The organism is Novosphingobium sp., assembly GCF_027486195.1.
Lineage (GTDB): Bacteria > Pseudomonadota > Alphaproteobacteria > Sphingomonadales > Sphingomonadaceae > Novosphingobium.
Map to the genome: position 1 here is coordinate 49,092 of NZ_JAIXPP010000059.1, position 15,207 is coordinate 64,298.

A 15,207-nucleotide genomic window follows, 5' to 3' on the forward strand; every position below is an offset into this window, starting at 1 on the left:
GCCTATCCCGCAACCCCCGCCGCCGCGAGGACCGCCAGCGTCAGGATGTCCGGCGCGATCGACGTCATTGCGGCAATCTGGACGGGCTTTTCCATGCCGATCAGCATCGGCCCGATCACCGCGTTGCCGGCCAGTTCGCGCAGCAGCTTGGCAGAGATGTTGGCCGATTGCAGGCCGGGCATGATGAGCACGTTGGCTGGACCCGAAAGACGGCTGAACGGATAGTTAGCCATGACCTTGGGATTGAGCGCGGCATCGGGCGCCATCTCGCCTTCGTACTCGAAATTGGGCTTCTGCTCATCGAGGATCGCGACGGCGCCGCGAATCTCGTCAAGCCAGCGGCCGCTGGGGTTGCCGAAGGTGGAGTAGGACAGGAACGCCACGCGCGGTTCATGCCCCATGCGGCGGGCAACGGCGGCGGTTTCCGTGGCGATATGCGCAAGTTCGGCCGCGTTCGGGCGCTCGTTCACGGTCGTATCGGCAAGGAACACGGTGTAGCTCTTGGCCACCATCATGTGGATGCCGAACGGCAGATGGCCGGGCTTCGGATCGAGCACCTGGCGCACTTCCTTGATCGTCTGCGCAAAGGTGCGGGTCATGCCGGAGATCATCGCATCGCCGTGGCCCAGCGCGACGAGCAGCGAGGCGAACACGTTGCGGTCCTGATTGACCATGCGCCGCACGTCGCGCTCCATGAAGCCGCGCCGCTGCAACCGCTCGTAGAGATAGGTCACCATTTCCGGCACGAGCGGCGAGACCGCCGAGTTGTGAATCTCGAAGCTGGAGGGATCGCCCACGCCAAGTTCGGTGAGGAGATCGCAGACCGCCTTGGTACGGCCGACCAGCACCGGCGTGCCATATCCGAAATCGCGGTACTGGATCGCCGCGCGCAGCACGACTTCGTTCTCCGCCTCTGCGAAGACGACGCGCTTGGGGTTTTCCTTGACCTGCTGGTAGACGCTGGTGAGCGCGCCGGTGGTCGGATTGAGGCGGGCCTTCAGCTCGGTGCGGTAGGCGTCGAAATCCTCGATCGGCTTTTGCGCCACGCCCGATTCCATCGCCGCCTTGGCGACGGCGGAGGACACGACTTCCATGAGGCGCGGATCGAACGGCGCGGGGATGATGTAGTCGAGCCCGAAGGTGTGGTTCTGGCCATAGGCGGCGGCCACTTCCTCAGGCACCGATTCGCGCGCCAGTTCCGCGATGGCGCGCGCGGCGGCGATCTTCATTTCCTCGTTGATTGCGGTGGCCCGCACATCGAGCGCGCCGCGGAAGATGAAGGGAAAGCCGAGTACGTTGTTGACCTGGTTCGGATAGTCCGAACGGCCCGTCGCCACGATGCAATCGGGGCGCGCCGCCTTGGCTTCGGGCGGGGTGATTTCCGGATCGGGATTGGCCATCGCGAAGATGATCGGCTGCGGCGCCATCTTCTTGACCATCGCCTGCGTGACGGCGCCTTCGACCGAAAGGCCGAGGAAGATGTCGGCCCCTTCCATCGCTTCTTCCAGCGTGCGGTGCGGGGTGTCGATGGCGTGGGCAGACTTGAACTGGTCGATCCCCGCGCGGCCAACGTAGATCACGCCCTTGCTGTCGCACATGGTGACGTTGGTGTGGCGCACACCCATCGCCTTGATCAGCGCGGTGCAGGCGATCGCGGCGGCGCCCGCGCCGTTCACGACGACTTTGACGTCGGCAAGATTGCGCCCGGTGAGGAAGCAGGCGTTGAGCAGGCCGGCGGCGGAAATGATCGCGGTGCCGTGCTGGTCATCGTGCATCACCGGGATCTTGAGGCGCTCTTTCAGCGCCTGTTCGATGATGAAGCACTCGGGCGCCTTGATATCCTCGAGGTTGATGCCGCCAAAGCTCGGCTCCATCAGCGTTACCGCATCGATGAACGCCTGCGGGTCCTCGGTCGCCAGTTCGATGTCGATCGAATCGACGTCGGCGAAGCGCTTGAACAGCACCGCCTTGCCTTCCATCACCGGCTTCGAAGCGAGCGCGCCGAGATTGCCGAGGCCGAGGATGGCCGTGCCGTTGGAGATCACCGCAACGAGGTTGCCCTTGGCGGTATAGTCATAGGCGGCGGCCGGATTCTCGGCGATAACGCGGACCGGCACGGCAACGCCGGGCGAATAGGCGAGGCTGAGGTCGCGCTGCGTCGCCATCGGCTTCGAGGCGATGATCTCGATCTTACCGGGGCGAATCGTGTTGTGGTAGAACAGCGCTTCACGTTCGGTGAAGCGGACATTGCTCTCGTCAGTCATCGTATCCCCCATCGGCGCGCGCGGCGTACTGGCCCGGCTGCATCCCCATGGCAAGATTGCTTGCCTGGGGGCGCGCGCCGCGGGCACTGCGTGATTACAAGTCTTTAGAGCGCCACTTCGGAAAACCCAAGGGCCGGACGGCGAAAAGCAGGCTGCGGCCTTCCTGCCAGACAAGCTGGAGCCGCGAATCCGGGTGGCGCGGCAGCCCGGTATCGATCAGCCAAACGTAATCGACCCGCTCGATCGGGGCATATTTCAGCGCAGTATCGACGCTGCGCATGCGGCCGCCCTGACAGGCGCGCGACCACACGAATTCGGACGGATCGGCAGTGAAATTGCGCCCCGGACGGAAGCGCGGGATCACCATGTGCAGCCCGGGCACCGCCCAGTTGTCGTTCACCCAGGCCTGCCGGTAGAGCCCGGCCAGGCTGGCGAGATGGTCACGGCGGGTGTTGCGCCACGATTCCTCGATGCAGGAATGCTCGACGAAGGCGAGGACGCGGCTGCCGGGTTCGACATGATGGAGCGCCGAAAGCTGCTTGCGATAGTCGTCGGCATAGTCGGCAAAGCTGGCGCCGGTGACGACAAGGCGCGTGCCGAGCAGCAGCGCGCCAGCCAAAGCGATCATCCGCGCGCGTTCGAGCGGAACGCGGCTCCAGTCCTGCAGGCCGAGCGCGAGCATGCAGGCAACCGGCAGCAGGCGCACATCGACAAAGGCGCTGCCGTTGATGTCGCTGGGGATGGCGATGAACAGCAGGAAGACGAGGAGGCCCGGAAGGCCCAGCTGCCACTTCCAGCGCGCACCGAGCACCCAGCCGAACAGGATGAGCGCGAAGCAGGCAATCGTCGTCGCCCCATCCAGCAGCAGCGACTGGTCCCGCAGGGTGAGCACGAAATACCAGGCCTTCTGATCCCACCGCCAGCGGTTCATGCTGCGCGCGGGATCGGGCGAGAAATACTTCCACAGCAGGATCGTCACCACTGTGGCAATCAGCGGCCAGCACAGGATGAACAGCCGCTTGGCAATCGCGCGCCAGTCCTGCTCATCCCGCAAGCGCCGCCACTCGGACGGGTGCCACCAACCGGCGGGCAGGCGATCCAGTTCGCGGCCCAGCGCATTGGCGCCGACCAGCAGGCCCAGCAGCAGGCCGCCGATGGCATGGCACAGCAGGGCAATCGGCTGCGCGGCGATCAGCAGCGCTGCACGCTGCTTCGGCTTGTCCTCGAGCCAGACCGCCGCAGCAAAGGCCATCAGCGAAAGACCGGTGGCGAGGATGTAGTTGAGAAAGCCCGTGAGCAGCGGGAAGCTGAACACGAACATCAGCGCCCAGGGCGCGCCGTGCCCACCCTTGGGATTGAGCACGCGGATCGTGGCGAGGCAGCCACCAGCGAAGAGACCGGTCGCCAGCACCGTGCTCCACCAGCCCGCCGCCAGAATGCCGAACTGCGCGCCGATCAGCTTCGCCAGCACATCACCGCCGATGTTGAGCGTGAAGACCCACTTCCACGAGAAATACTTGAGCAGCGGATTGCCGGGACGCGCCGCCTCGATCGCGGCGGCGCCCATGTGGCCGGGAACGTCGATCAGCGGCGGCACTTCGACCAGCGCGAAGGGCAGGCATACCAGCACGACGATGACGATGATTCCGGGCGCACTGAGCCAGGGCAGCGCCAGCACGCGCTCCCACAACCCCCGCAGGCTCATGGCCAAAGTTTTTTCGCGGACCTGCATCAACCCCAGTTCACTTTCGCATCGGCGCCGGTCGGAAGGATCGAATTGATCATCCCTCTGGCCCCCTGGAAGCAACCGCCTCCCAAGAACCCTTGAAGCATCCGCCCAGCCCATGCCCGGACCATTTACGACTTGAAGTGTCGATATCCGGTGTCGATCATTTGAGAAACCTGCGCGCGTGGTCTAGCCACGGCGGCTGTGAACTCCCATGCCCCAACTCCGATGATGGCGCAATATCTTGCGCTGAAGCAGCAGGCCGAAGGCTGCCTGCTGTTCTACCGCATGGGCGATTTCTTCGAACTGTTCTTCGAGGATGCAAAGATCGCTGCCAGCGTGCTTGATATTGCCCTCACCAGCCGGGGCGAACATGGTGGCGCGCCGATCCCGATGTGCGGCGTGCCGGTGCATTCGGCGGAAAGCTACCTCGCCCGCCTGATCCGCGCCGGATGCCGCGTCGCCATCGCCGAACAGACCGAAACGCCCGAGGAAGCGCGCAAACGCGCCGGTTCCAAGGCCCTGGTGGCGCGCGATATCGTCCGCTTCGTGACGGCGGGGACGCTCACCGAAGACGCACTGCTCGAACCGCGCCGGGCCAATGTGCTGGCGGCGGTCTGCGCCGTACGCGGGGTTGCCGGAATTGCCGCTTGCGACATCTCCACCGGGCGGATGGAGCTGGAGGAATGCGCGCCCGAGGCCATCCCCGCCGCGCTTGCCCGGCTCGGCGCAACTGAGCTCGTCATGGCCGAGGATTCCGGACTCGATCTGCCCGAGGCTGGCGAGCGCCCGGCCCGCGCCTTCGATTCGCAGCGCGGTTCGGATCGGCTGATGGCGCTGCACGGCGTTGCCACACTCGATGGCTTCGGCGCGTTCAGCCGCGCGATGCTGGCGGCGGCCGCAGGGCTGATCGACTATCTCGAGCATGTCGGGCGCGGCAACCTGCCGCTGCTGCTGCCGCCGGTGGTGCGCGAGGCCGGTGCCTTCATGGCGATGGACGAGGCGACGCGCGCCAGCCTCGAAATTCTCTCCGCCAGCAGCGGCGGGCGCAAGGGCAGCCTGATCGAGGCGATCGACCGCTGCGTGACAAGCGCGGGTGCGCGGCTGCTTGCAGAAGACCTCGCCGCGCCGCTCACCGATCTTGCCGCGATCCGGGCAAGGCTCGAATTGGTCAGCTGGCTGCACGACGATCCCCTGCTGCGCGGCGACTTGCGCGCCGTGCTGCGCGCCGCGCCGGATGTGGGCCGCGCGCTGGGGCGGATCGTGGCGGGCCGGGGAAGCCCACGCGATCTCGGTCAGCTGCGCGATGGCCTGAGCGAGGCGCAGCGCCTGCAGGCGCTCCTCGCGGCGCGCGCCGACCGGCCTGCGCTGGCGGACAGCCTGATCCCCGCGCTGGGCGGCCACGGCGCGCTGATCGATCTCTTCGCCCGCGCGCTCGTCCCCGCACCGCCGACCGAGCGGACCAACGGCGGCTTTATCGCGGCAGGCTATGACGCCGCGCTAGATGCCTTGCGCGATGCGGCGGGCAACTCGCGCCGCGCCATCGCCGCGCTGGAGGCGCGCTACCGCGAGGAGACCGGGACGCCCTCACTCAAGATCCGGCACAACGGCGTTCTGGGCTACTTCATCGAAGTGCCGGCGCGCCATGCCGATCGGCTGATGGCACCGGATAGCGGCTTTACCCACCGCCAGACCATGGCGGGCGCGGTGCGCTTCAACGCGCTGGCGCTGCATGAGGAAGCGAGCCGCATCGCCGAGGCGGGCGGGCATGCGCTGGCGGCCGAGGAAGCACACTTCGAGGATCTGACTGCCCGCGCCGTAGCCGCGCGCGAGGCGATTGCGATGACGGCGGCGGCACTCGCGCGCATCGATGTGGCCGCCGGGCAGGCCGAGCGCGCGGCGGAAGGCAGCTGGTGCCTGCCGCACCTTAGCGAAGATACCGCGCTCACCATCCGTGGCGGGCGGCATCCGGTGGTGGAAGCCGCGCTCGCGGCACGCGGCGAGCGCTTCGTCGCCAACGATTGCACGCTCACCCCGCGCGACCGGCTGTGGCTGATCGGCGGGCCGAACATGGGCGGCAAGTCCACATTCCTGCGCCAGAACGCGCTGATCGTGATCCTCGCGCAGGCGGGCGGCTTCGTACCGGCGGAGGCGGCGGAGATCGGGATCGTCGACCGCCTGTTCAGCCGCGTCGGCGCGGCAGACAATCTGGCGCGCGGGCGTTCAACCTTCATGGTCGAGATGGTCGAAACCGCCGCGATCCTAGCGCAGGCAGGCGAGCGCAGTTTCGTGATCCTCGACGAGGTGGGGCGCGGCACGTCGACCTACGACGGGCTTGCGCTCGCCTGGGCCGTGGCCGAGGCCGTGCATGAAGCGAACCGTTCGCGCTGCCTCTTCGCAACGCATTACCACGAACTCGCGCGCCTCGCCGAAACCTGCGACGCGCTTTCGCTGCATCACGTCCGCGCACGCGAGTGGAAGGGCGATCTGGTGCTGCTGCACGAGCTTGCGGAAGGCCCGGCGGACAAGAGCTATGGCCTTGCCGTCGCGCGTCTCGCGGGGGTTCCGGCACCAGTGGTGAAGCGCGCGAAGTCTGTGCTCGACCGGCTGGAAAAGGGCCGCGCCGCGACCGGCGGGCTGGCAGCGGGGCTCGACGACCTGCCGCTGTTCGCCGCAGCGATCGAGGCGGCGGAGGAGAAAGTGGATGCGCTGCGCGAGAAGCTGGCTTCTATCGACATTGATTCGCTCAGCCCGCGCGCGGCGCTCGATCTGCTCTATGATTTGAAACGCGAGCTGTGAGAGTCTGGCGCGCCTTTTTGCTGGCCTTGCTGGCCTGCCTTGCGGTGCCGCTCGCCGCGAAGCCGCCCGCAAAGCCCGTCCAGCTCGATCAGGAACTCTACCGCACCGTGGTCGAACGCGTGCGCGGGGGCGAGAATTTCTACCCCGCTACGATGGCCGCGCAGCGCGAGCGGTCCTATCCGGTCCAGCCAGCGCTCGCGGTGCGCCCGCCGACGATGACCTATATGCTAGCGCTGCTGCCGAGCACGGTAACGCGCACCGCCGCGCTGATCGCGCTGCTGTTCGGCGCATTGATCGCGCTCAGGCAGAGCCTTGCGGATCGTCCACCGGCCGAGGCGCTGTCGGTGGTGGCGCTTGCCGTCGCCGGGCTGTTCGGTGCGTTCTTTCCGGACAACGTCTATCTTCACGAGCAGTGGAGCGTGCTGCTCATCATGCTCTCGCTCGCCGCGCACCGGCGGCCCTGGCTCTCGGTGGGCCTTGCGCTGCTGGCCGTGCTTGTGCGCGAGACGGCGCTGGCGTGGCTTGCGGCGATCCTCCTCATGGCGCTGTGGCAGCGCGACGGGAAGCGCGCGCTCATGGCGCTCGGAGCCATCGCGCTGGCGGGCGGGCTCTGGCTGATCCACTCCTGGTTGGTGGCCGCGCAGGTCGTGCCCGGCGATCTCACCTCGCCAGGCTGGGTGCGTTTCGGCGGCCTTCCGCTGGTAATCGACGCGCTGCGCCGCAATCTCGTGCTGACCAGCTTGCCCGGCCCGCTGATTCTCGTGACAGTCGCCGCCTCGCTCGCCGCAATGCTGCGCTGGGGCCGCGAGATGGAGCGCACCGCCGCCATCGGCAGCGCCGGCTTCCTCGCCGCGCTCACTGTGTTCGGGCGGCCGGACAACGGCTACTGGGGCTTCATGGCCGCGCCGTTCGTACTGCTCGGCTTGCCGCTATTGGCGCGGGAGGCGCTGCGCCGCCGTCCAGCCTAGCGGCAGCAGAGCGAAGCAGATCTGTCCCGCAAGGCCAAGCAAACCGGCCGGTCTGCCCAGCGCGGCAAACATCGCGGATGGGGCTTGACCCAGTGCCAGCCCAAGCAGCACCTCACAAACCATCAACACCGCAAAGGCCGCAAGTCCCATCCCAAGCGCCTCTCCCGGCCCGGACACAGCCCAGCGCCGAAGGCACCACCGCGCTAGCGGCGCACAGGTTGCCAGCATTAGCGGCGTTTCGATGGCGACCGCAGCAAACGCACCGATGGCCGGGGCAACCAGCAAGGTCCGCACCACGCCAAACACGAAACCAAACCCGAAGCCGATCACACCATAGGTGGTGCCCGCCCTTATCGCGGCAGGGCCGGTCATGGGTTCATACGCTGAGGAACATGCCCGCCAGCGCCGCGCTCATCAGATTGCTCAGCGCGCCGGCGGCCAGCGCCTTGAGCCCCAACCTGGCGATCACCGGGCGCTGGTTGGGCGCAAGGCTGCCCGAGACCGCCATCTGGATCGCGATCGAGCTGAAATTGGCAAAGCCGCACAGCGCGAAAGTGACGATGGCGACAGTGTGCGCGCTGAGGTCCTTCGCCGTGCCGAGATCGATGAAGGCGACGAATTCGTTGAGCACGATCTTGGTGCCGAACAGACCCCCGGCTTGCGCCGCCTCGGCCCAGTTGGGAGCGCCGAGGAGGAGGAAGACCGGCGCGAACACGGTGCCGAGGATCTGTTGAAACGAGAGGCCGGGATAGCCCAGCCACCCGCCGATCCCGCCCAATATGCCATTCGCCATCGCCACCAGCGCCACAAAGGCCAGCACCATCGCGCCCACGGCGACGGCGAGCCGCACACCGGTCTGCGCGCCCTGGCTTGCGGCCATGATGAGGTTGGCTGGGCGTTCCTCGTCCGGCGCGGAGACGGCAATATGGGGATTGTGCAGCGGGGTATCATCGTGCGCATGCAGAGGCGGCGGGACATCGGGCATGATCAGCTTGGCCATCAGCACGCCGCCCGGCGCCGACATGAACGCGGCGGCGACCAGATAGTCCACCCGGATGCCCATCGCGGCATAGGCCGCAAGGATCGTGCCCGCGACGCCGGCCATGCCCACCGTCATCACCGCGAACATCTGCGAGGGGCTTAGCGCGGCGAGATAAGGCCGGATCACCAGCGGCGATTCGCTCTGGCCGACGAAGATGTTGGAGGCCGCGCACAGCGCCTCGACCCGGCTGATGCCGGTGATCTTCTCAAGACCGCCGCCAATCCAGCGGATCACCAGCTGCATGATCCCGAGATAATAGAGGATCGAAATCAGCGCGGCGAAGAACACGATCGTCGGCAGCGCAGCGATGGCAAAGCTGCGCCCGCCGATCGCGGGATCGGCGAGCGGCCCGAACAGGAAGGCAACGCCTGCCTTGGCATAACCGAGCAGACCCTCCACCCCGGCGGCTGCACCCTGCAGTGCGGCATTGCCCGGCGGGAAATAGAGCACCAGCGCGGCGAACCCGGCCTGCAGCGCAAAGGCGGGGGCAACGATGCGCAGCCGGATCGCCCTGCGATTGGAGGACAGCAGAACCGCCACGGCCAGAATCAGCGCCATGCCGGCGAGGCTCATCAAAACGCGCATCGCGGGCTGTCGCTCCCCATGAAAACCCAGTCGGGCGTGGCTTAAACGGGATTTGGCGCAGGGTCAAAATCCCGCTAACCCTTGCCAATGCAAGACCAGCCACACGCCGCATCGCCGGAAACTTCATCGCCGGAAACTTCGGGCATTCCCACCTCGCTCTTCGCCTTTTCGCTGCTCTATGGCGGGCTTGTCGTGCTGGCCGGCGTGCTCGGCACCAAGATCGCCGCGCTCGGCCATTGGCCGCTGCTCGGCGATCTGGCGGTCGAAAGCGGGATCTTCGCGTTCCTGCTGCTGGTTGTCATGGCCAGCGCCGTCGCTGAACTCTATGGGCAGGATGTGGCCAACACGCTGGTGCGCTTCGGCTTCGTTCCGCTGATCGTCTCGATGCTGCTGCTCACCTTCGTGATCAAGGTGGTGCCGCCCGCGCCGTTCTGGGGCGATCAGGAAGCCTATGCGCGCCTCCTCGGCCAAGGCGCGCGGATGCAGTTTGCGGGCCTCATTTCCTACGGCACCTCGCAGACGCTCAATGTCTACGTCTTCTCGCGGCTTGCCGGTGGGCGCGGGCGGCTGCTGATCTTGCGCGCCTGGATCGCCAGCCTCCTTAGCCAGATGGTCGATACGCTGATCTTCATCACGATCTCGTTCGCAGGGGTAACTGATGCTGCCGGCGTGCCGCTGCCGATTGGCGAGATCATGGCGGGCCAGATCGCCGCCAAGCTGCTGCTCTCCACGATCATGGTGCCGCCGCTGATCTGGGCCTTCGTCAAGTTGGGCCGCAAGCTCGACGGCCAGCGCTAAATATTGCACCTTCGGGCTGCTTGGTCCAAAGCGCGGCGCATCATGGCAACCACGCACGATCCCGCAGCCGACGACGCCGCCCATCACAAGGCGATGCTCGCCAAGGCCGAAACGCTCACCGAGGCGCTGCCTTACCTGCAGCGATATGCGGGCAAGACCTTCGTGGTGAAGTATGGCGGGCATGCCATGGGCGATCCCGATCTCGCGCAGGATTTTGCCGAAGACATCGTGCTGTTGAAGGCGGTCGGCATCAATCCGGTGGTCGTCCACGGCGGCGGACCGCAGATCGGGCGGATGTTGAAGGCCCTCGGCATCGAATCGCGCTTCGTCGATGGCCTTCGGGTGACCGACAAGCAGACCGCCGAAGTCGCCGAAATGGTCCTCGCCGGCGCGATCAACAAGGAACTGGTAAGCTGGATCGCCCGCGCCGGAGGCAAGGCCATCGGCATTTCCGGCAAGGACGGCGGCATGGTGATCGCCCGCAAGGTCGAGGCGAAGAAGGCTCCCAAGGCGATCAACGACGCCGAAAGCGGGGAAGCCATCGTCGTGGACCTCGGCTTCGTCGGCGAACCGGCGAAGATCGACACCACGGTGATCGACACCATCACCGGCGCCAACATGATCCCGGTCATCGCCCCGATCGGCGTGGGCGAGGATGGCGAAACCTACAACATCAACGCCGACACCATGGCCGGTGCGATCGCCGCGGCGCTGGGCGCGGCGCGGCTGTTCCTGCTTACCGACGTGCCGGGCGTGCTCGACAAGGAACGCCGCCTGCTCACCGACCTCACCCCGGCAGACATCACCCGCCTTGCAGAGGATGGCACGATCAGCGGCGGCATGATCCCCAAGCTCGAGACCTGTGTCCATGCGGTGGAAGCCGGATGCGAGGCGGCAGTCGTGCTCGACGGGCGCGTGCCGCATGCGATGCTGATCGAAATCTTTACCGCGCGCGGTGCCGGTACACTGATTCGCGCGTGAAGCTGAGCGCGGCGCAGGGAACCGGCGCGGCTGCGGGGCATTGGCCTTGCATGATACACCGCTTTCTCTGCGCTGCCGCCCTGCTCGCCCTCGCGGCCTGCACAGCCCCGGCTCCTGCACCTTCGCCTTCCCCCACAGGCTCGCCGGCGGTTTCCCCCGCGGAATCGCCTGCCCTGGATGCGTCGGCAACGCCTGATGCGCCGCCACCGCCTGCGCCAGCCCGGCCTCCCGGTTCGCGCGATCCCGATGTGGTCCTGCGCGCATGGGGCGATGCGATCGAGGCGCGCGATTGGGTGGTGGTCCGCGCCTTCTGGGGTGATCTGGGCGCGCGCAGCGGCCTTTCGGAGGCCGACTTCGCGGCACAGTGGGCCGGGCTGCACTATCCGAAAGTGACCTTTGGCAAGGGCGAAAGCGAAGGCGCGGCGGGCTCGATCTACTACACCGCGCCGGTCACGATCACCGACGGTTCGCGCATCATCACCGGCGAAGTCGTGCTGCGCCGGGTCAACGACGTCGACGGTGCCACGTCGGAGCAACTGCGCTGGCACATCGAAGGCACCACGCTCAAGCTCTGAAAATCCGCACTCGCATGCGGGAAGCTCTGGACAAATTTGTATGCAACACATACAAGTTTGTCCATCGCCGTCGGTCGTTCGGCGAGGGGCCCCTTGTGGCTTCGGGAGAGGGTCGGCTAGGAGCGTGCACTCCTTGCTGACATAGGGAATGCGTAATGCTGTTGTTCTCGTTGATTGCGGCCCTGATCAAGCTTATTCAGCTGCTTCAGATCGTTGTAATCATTTCGTTTATTTTGAGCATGCTGATCGCATTCAACGTGGTGAGCCAGCGCAACAAGGTTGTTTCGGCCTTGCTGACAGCGCTGGGTGCGATCCTTGACCCGCTCTTGAATCCCATCCGCCGGGCGATGCCAAACACCGGAGCCATCGATTTCTCGCCGATGATCGTGATCTTCGGCCTGGATCTGGTTGTCCGCGTTCTCATCTTCCTCGCCGACATGACCACGCCGTACTGATCCAACTGCAACCCGAGAGTACTGCAATGACTGCCGCGATGATCGATGGGAAGGCGTTTGCCGCAACGCTGCGCGCGAAGGTGGGAGAGCTTGCCGCCGCGTTCGAAGCCAAAGCAGGTCGCAAGGCGGGGCTTGCCGTGGTGCTGGTTGGCGAAGATCCCGCGAGCCAGGTCTATGTTCGCTCCAAGGGCAAGCAGACCATCGGGGCCGGGATGGCAAGCTTCGAGCACCGCCTGCCCGCTGAAACGCCGGAGGCCGATCTCCTCGCGCTGGTCGAGCAACTCAACACCGATCCTGCGGTCGACGGCATTCTTGTGCAGCTGCCGCTGCCTTCGCACATGGACGAGCAGAAGGTGATCTCCACGATCAACCCGAACAAGGACGTGGACGGTTTCCACGTGATCAGCGCAGGCCGCCTAGCGGTGGGCCAGCCGGGCTTCGTGCCCTGCACGCCGCTCGGCTGCCTGATGCTGCTGAAGGACCGGCTGGGCTCGCTCTCCGGGCTCGATGCGGTGGTGATCGGGCGTTCCAACATCGTCGGCAAGCCAATGGCGCAGCTGCTTCTGGCCGAAAGCTGCACGGTTACGATCGCGCACAGCCGCACCAAGAACCTGCCCGAAGTGGTGCGCCGCGCCGACATCGTGGTGGCCGCGGTCGGCCGAGCGGAAATGGTCAAGGCCGACTGGATCAAGCCCGGTGCGACCGTAATCGACGTCGGCATCAACCGCGTGCCCGCCGCCGAGGAAGGCAAGACGCGGCTGGTCGGAGATGTCGACTATGCTGGCGCGATGGAAGTGGCCGGTGCGGTAACCCCGGTGCCCGGCGGGGTCGGCCCGATGACAATCGCCGTACTGCTGCGCAATGCCCTCGTAGCCGCCTATCGGGGCGCCGGGCTGGAGCTGGCAGCGGACGCGATCTGAGGCGCTGCCTTTCTATTGCCGGCAGCCTGCTCTAGGCTTGGCCACATGAAGCACTCGGTACCCCTCGCCCTGCTCGCCCCCGCCCTGCTCGCCCCCGCCCTGCTTACCCTCGCCCTGCCCGTTGCGGCGCAGGACCCTCGCGGGGCGCCGGGGTTTGGCAGCGCCATCACGCCCATCGGCAATCCCAGCGCACTGATTGCAGCGGAGAGCGCGTTTGCACGGCTGGCGCGCGAGAAGGGCCAGTGGACCGCCTTTGCTGCGACCGCCACCGACGAGGCGGAAATGTTCGTGCCGCAGCGCGTGGCTGCCAAACTCTGGCTCAAGGGCCGCGCCAATCCGCCGCAAGCGGTGCAGTGGCAGCCGAGCTCGGTCTGGATGAGCTGCGACGGCAGCGCGGGGGTGACCTTCGGCGGCTATCGGGCAGGTGGCAGCAACGGCTGGTTCTCCACCGTGTGGCAGCGCCAGCGCAAGAAGGGTGACTACAAGTGGGTGCTCGATCAGGGCGGTGATCTCACTGCGCCGCTGGCCGGGGCCGACTTCATCACCGGCAAAGTCGCCGATTGCCCGCCGCGCCCGCGCCGCGATCCGCTGGCCGATGCGCCACCCACGCCCAAGCGCGGTGATCCGCCCCCGCCGCCTCGCCCGCTGGCCGGACCGATCCCGGCGCTGGCCGCACCTGCCGGCTCAGATAGCAAGGACGGCCGCTCGATCGACGGCACGCTCGTCTGGCGCTCCACCGTGCTGCCGGGGGGGACGCGCGAATGGACCGTATGGATGTGGCAGGACGGCAAGATGAACGAGGTGCTGAAGCGCACCGAAGTGGCGAAGAACGAGGGATAGGATAATGCTGGCGCTGTTCCTTTCCGCCTTCACAACGCTGTTCGTGGTGATCGACCCTCCCGGCTGCGCCCCGATCTACGCCGGGCTGACGGCTTCGGCCACGCCGCGTCAGGCCTTCATCATGGCCTTGCGCGCATGCCTGATTGCCAGCGGCATTCTCGTGGTCTTCGCATTGTTCGGCGAGGATCTGCTCGGCGCGCTGCATATCGAGCTCGACAGCTTCCGCATCGCCGGCGGGATCATGCTGTTCATGATCGCGATCGACATGGTGTTCGAGAAGCGCACCGAGCGGCGCGAGGAGCGGGCGGAGAAAGTGCGCACCGCGCAGCCACAAGTGGAGGACGTTTCCGTCTTCCCGATGGCCATGCCGATGCTGGCCGGCCCCGGCTCGATCGCCTCGGTCATGCTGCTCACCGCGCGGGCGCACGGTCTGCCTGAGACGCTGGTGATACTGGCGGCACTCGGCGCGGTCATGCTGCTGAGCTTCATCGCGCTGGTCGCCGCGCGCCCGATCATCCGGGCGCTGGGCTCGCAGGTCGAGGCGGTTATCACCCGGCTGCTGGGTGTGTTGCTCGCCGCGCTTGCCGCGCAATTCGTGATCGACGGGATCAGGGCCCAGTTCTAGATTACTGCAGCGTCACCCGCCCATCGTCCGAATCGCGGCGGCCGAAGAATTGCATGAGCTGGACGAGGAGCTCGCACCGCGCGGCAAGGCTGTCAGCCTCCAGCAGGGCCTGCTTGGCGGCCGCATCGAACGGGGCGATTTGCGAGACGCCGTTGATGAGCGAGACATCATCGAGCCGGCCGACCGAATCCCAATCGACCGAATAGCCCTGCGCATCGGCAAAGCGGCGCGCCTCGCGCTCGAACGAGGCGCGTTCGACCGCGCTGAGGCTGGCGCCCGCGTCATCCTCGATCAGTTCGCCCTCGACCTGGCGGAAGGGCGTCGTCACATCGAGTTCGCGCAGCAGGCGGAAGCGGGACAGGCCTTCGAGGATGACGTTGTAGCGCCCGTCCTCCATCGCCTCGACTTCGCCGATCTTGCCGACGCAGCCGATCTGGAACAGCGGGGCGCCATCATATTGGCCCTGCGGCTGGATCATCGCGATGCGCCGGTCGCGCACCAGCGAATCGGAGATCATCGAGCGGTAGCGTGGCTCGAAAATGTGCAGGGGCAACTGCAGCCCCGGGAAGAGCAGCGCGCCCGTGAGCGGGAAGATCGAGAGGCGCACCGGCCTGCTGTCCTGCGCCATG

14 protein-coding genes are annotated in these 15,207 nt (G+C 66.6%); 9 read left to right on the forward strand and 5 right to left on the reverse strand.

The annotated features are described in order from the left end of the window. Window positions 1-2: 2 nt before the first annotated feature. Window positions 3-2,264 (reverse strand): NADP-dependent malic enzyme, encoded by a 2,262-nt coding sequence (locus Q0071_RS11255; RefSeq protein ID WP_298168987.1) that lies wholly within the window; start codon window positions 2,262-2,264, stop codon window positions 3-5. A gap of 94 nt (window positions 2,265-2,358) precedes the next feature. Then, a complete protein-coding gene (locus Q0071_RS11260) occupies window positions 2,359-3,969 on the reverse strand; it encodes a hypothetical protein (protein WP_298168990.1) in 1,611 nt (536 codons plus the stop codon). 249 nt (window positions 3,970-4,218) lie between these two features. On the opposite strand from Q0071_RS11260, the gene mutS reads away from it, so the two are divergent. Together mutS and Q0071_RS11270 are read left to right on the forward strand one after the other, a co-directional pair. Next, window positions 4,219-6,789 (forward strand): DNA mismatch repair protein MutS, encoded by a 2,571-nt coding sequence (gene mutS, locus Q0071_RS11265; protein ID WP_298168994.1) that lies wholly within the window; start codon window positions 4,219-4,221, stop codon window positions 6,787-6,789. Next, complete coding sequence (locus tag Q0071_RS11270; protein ID WP_298168997.1) at window positions 6,786-7,757, forward strand: hypothetical protein; 972 nt, start codon at window positions 6,786-6,788, stop codon at window positions 7,755-7,757. The genes mutS and Q0071_RS11270 overlap by 4 nt, the downstream gene beginning before the upstream one ends. Here the strand turns inward: Q0071_RS11270 and Q0071_RS11275 are convergent. Further along, window positions 7,719-8,129, reverse strand: a complete 411-nt coding sequence (locus Q0071_RS11275; protein ID WP_298169000.1) for a hypothetical protein — start codon at window positions 8,127-8,129, stop codon at window positions 7,719-7,721. The two genes, Q0071_RS11270 and Q0071_RS11275, sit on opposite strands and share 39 nt — an antisense overlap. A gap of 4 nt (window positions 8,130-8,133) precedes the next feature. After that, window positions 8,134-9,384: a nucleoside transporter C-terminal domain-containing protein gene (locus Q0071_RS11280; RefSeq protein ID WP_298169003.1), complete on the reverse strand. Its 1,251-nt coding sequence runs from the start codon at window positions 9,382-9,384 to the stop codon at window positions 8,134-8,136. 87 nt (window positions 9,385-9,471) lie between these two features. On the opposite strand from Q0071_RS11280, the gene Q0071_RS11285 reads away from it, so the two are divergent. The 7 genes from Q0071_RS11285 (at window position 9,472) to Q0071_RS11315 (ending at window position 14,578) form a co-directional block, all read left to right on the forward strand. Beyond that, window positions 9,472-10,182, forward strand: a complete 711-nt coding sequence (locus tag Q0071_RS11285; protein WP_298169006.1) for a queuosine precursor transporter — start codon at window positions 9,472-9,474, stop codon at window positions 10,180-10,182. 42 nt (window positions 10,183-10,224) lie between these two features. Beyond that, window positions 10,225-11,163, forward strand: a complete 939-nt coding sequence (argB, locus tag Q0071_RS11290) for an acetylglutamate kinase (protein WP_298169009.1) — start codon at window positions 10,225-10,227, stop codon at window positions 11,161-11,163. A 248-nt stretch (window positions 11,164-11,411) separates the two neighbouring features. Then, on the forward strand, window positions 11,412-11,738 hold the full coding sequence (locus Q0071_RS11295; RefSeq protein WP_298169012.1) for a hypothetical protein: 327 nt from the start codon (window positions 11,412-11,414) through the stop codon (window positions 11,736-11,738). Window positions 11,739-11,893: 155 nt separating this feature from the next. Continuing rightward, window positions 11,894-12,193: a YggT family protein gene (locus tag Q0071_RS11300; protein WP_298169014.1), complete on the forward strand. Its 300-nt coding sequence runs from the start codon at window positions 11,894-11,896 to the stop codon at window positions 12,191-12,193. Between the two features lie 26 nt (window positions 12,194-12,219). After that, a complete protein-coding gene (gene folD / locus Q0071_RS11305) occupies window positions 12,220-13,113 on the forward strand; it encodes a bifunctional methylenetetrahydrofolate dehydrogenase/methenyltetrahydrofolate cyclohydrolase FolD (RefSeq protein ID WP_298169017.1) in 894 nt (297 codons plus the stop codon). Window positions 13,114-13,158: 45 nt separating this feature from the next. Continuing rightward, a complete protein-coding gene (locus tag Q0071_RS11310; protein WP_298169019.1) occupies window positions 13,159-13,953 on the forward strand; it encodes a hypothetical protein in 795 nt (264 codons plus the stop codon). 4 nt (window positions 13,954-13,957) lie between these two features. Further along, window positions 13,958-14,578: a MarC family protein gene (locus tag Q0071_RS11315; protein WP_298169021.1), complete on the forward strand. Its 621-nt coding sequence runs from the start codon at window positions 13,958-13,960 to the stop codon at window positions 14,576-14,578. Between the two features lies 1 nt (window position 14,579). On the opposite strand, the gene Q0071_RS11320 is transcribed toward Q0071_RS11315, so the two are convergent. Further along, complete coding sequence (locus Q0071_RS11320) at window positions 14,580-15,206, reverse strand: LON peptidase substrate-binding domain-containing protein (RefSeq protein WP_298169023.1); 627 nt, start codon at window positions 15,204-15,206, stop codon at window positions 14,580-14,582. Between the last annotated feature and the right edge of the window lies 1 nt (window position 15,207).

Coding starts and splice junctions, on each gene's coding strand:
- argB (WP_298169009.1), top strand. CDS start 10,225: ATGGCAACCACGCACGATCCCGCAGCCGACGACGCCGCCCATCACAAG.
- Q0071_RS11255 (WP_298168987.1), bottom strand. CDS start 2,264: ATGACTGACGAGAGCAATGTCCGCTTCACCGAACGTGAAGCGCTGTTC.
- Q0071_RS11280 (WP_298169003.1), bottom strand. CDS start 9,384: ATGCGCGTTTTGATGAGCCTCGCCGGCATGGCGCTGATTCTGGCCGTG.
- mutS (WP_298168994.1), top strand. CDS start 4,219: ATGATGGCGCAATATCTTGCGCTGAAGCAGCAGGCCGAAGGCTGCCTG.
- Q0071_RS11315 (WP_298169021.1), top strand. CDS start 13,958: ATGCTGGCGCTGTTCCTTTCCGCCTTCACAACGCTGTTCGTGGTGATC.
- Q0071_RS11310 (WP_298169019.1), top strand. CDS start 13,159: ATGAAGCACTCGGTACCCCTCGCCCTGCTCGCCCCCGCCCTGCTCGCC.
- Q0071_RS11275 (WP_298169000.1), bottom strand. CDS start 8,129: ATGACCGGCCCTGCCGCGATAAGGGCGGGCACCACCTATGGTGTGATC.
- folD (WP_298169017.1), top strand. CDS start 12,220: ATGACTGCCGCGATGATCGATGGGAAGGCGTTTGCCGCAACGCTGCGC.
- Q0071_RS11300 (WP_298169014.1), top strand. CDS start 11,894: ATGCTGTTGTTCTCGTTGATTGCGGCCCTGATCAAGCTTATTCAGCTG.
- Q0071_RS11260 (WP_298168990.1), bottom strand. CDS start 3,969: ATGAGCCTGCGGGGGTTGTGGGAGCGCGTGCTGGCGCTGCCCTGGCTC.
- Q0071_RS11320 (WP_298169023.1), bottom strand. CDS start 15,206: ATGGCGCAGGACAGCAGGCCGGTGCGCCTCTCGATCTTCCCGCTCACG.
- Q0071_RS11285 (WP_298169006.1), top strand. CDS start 9,472: ATGCAAGACCAGCCACACGCCGCATCGCCGGAAACTTCATCGCCGGAA.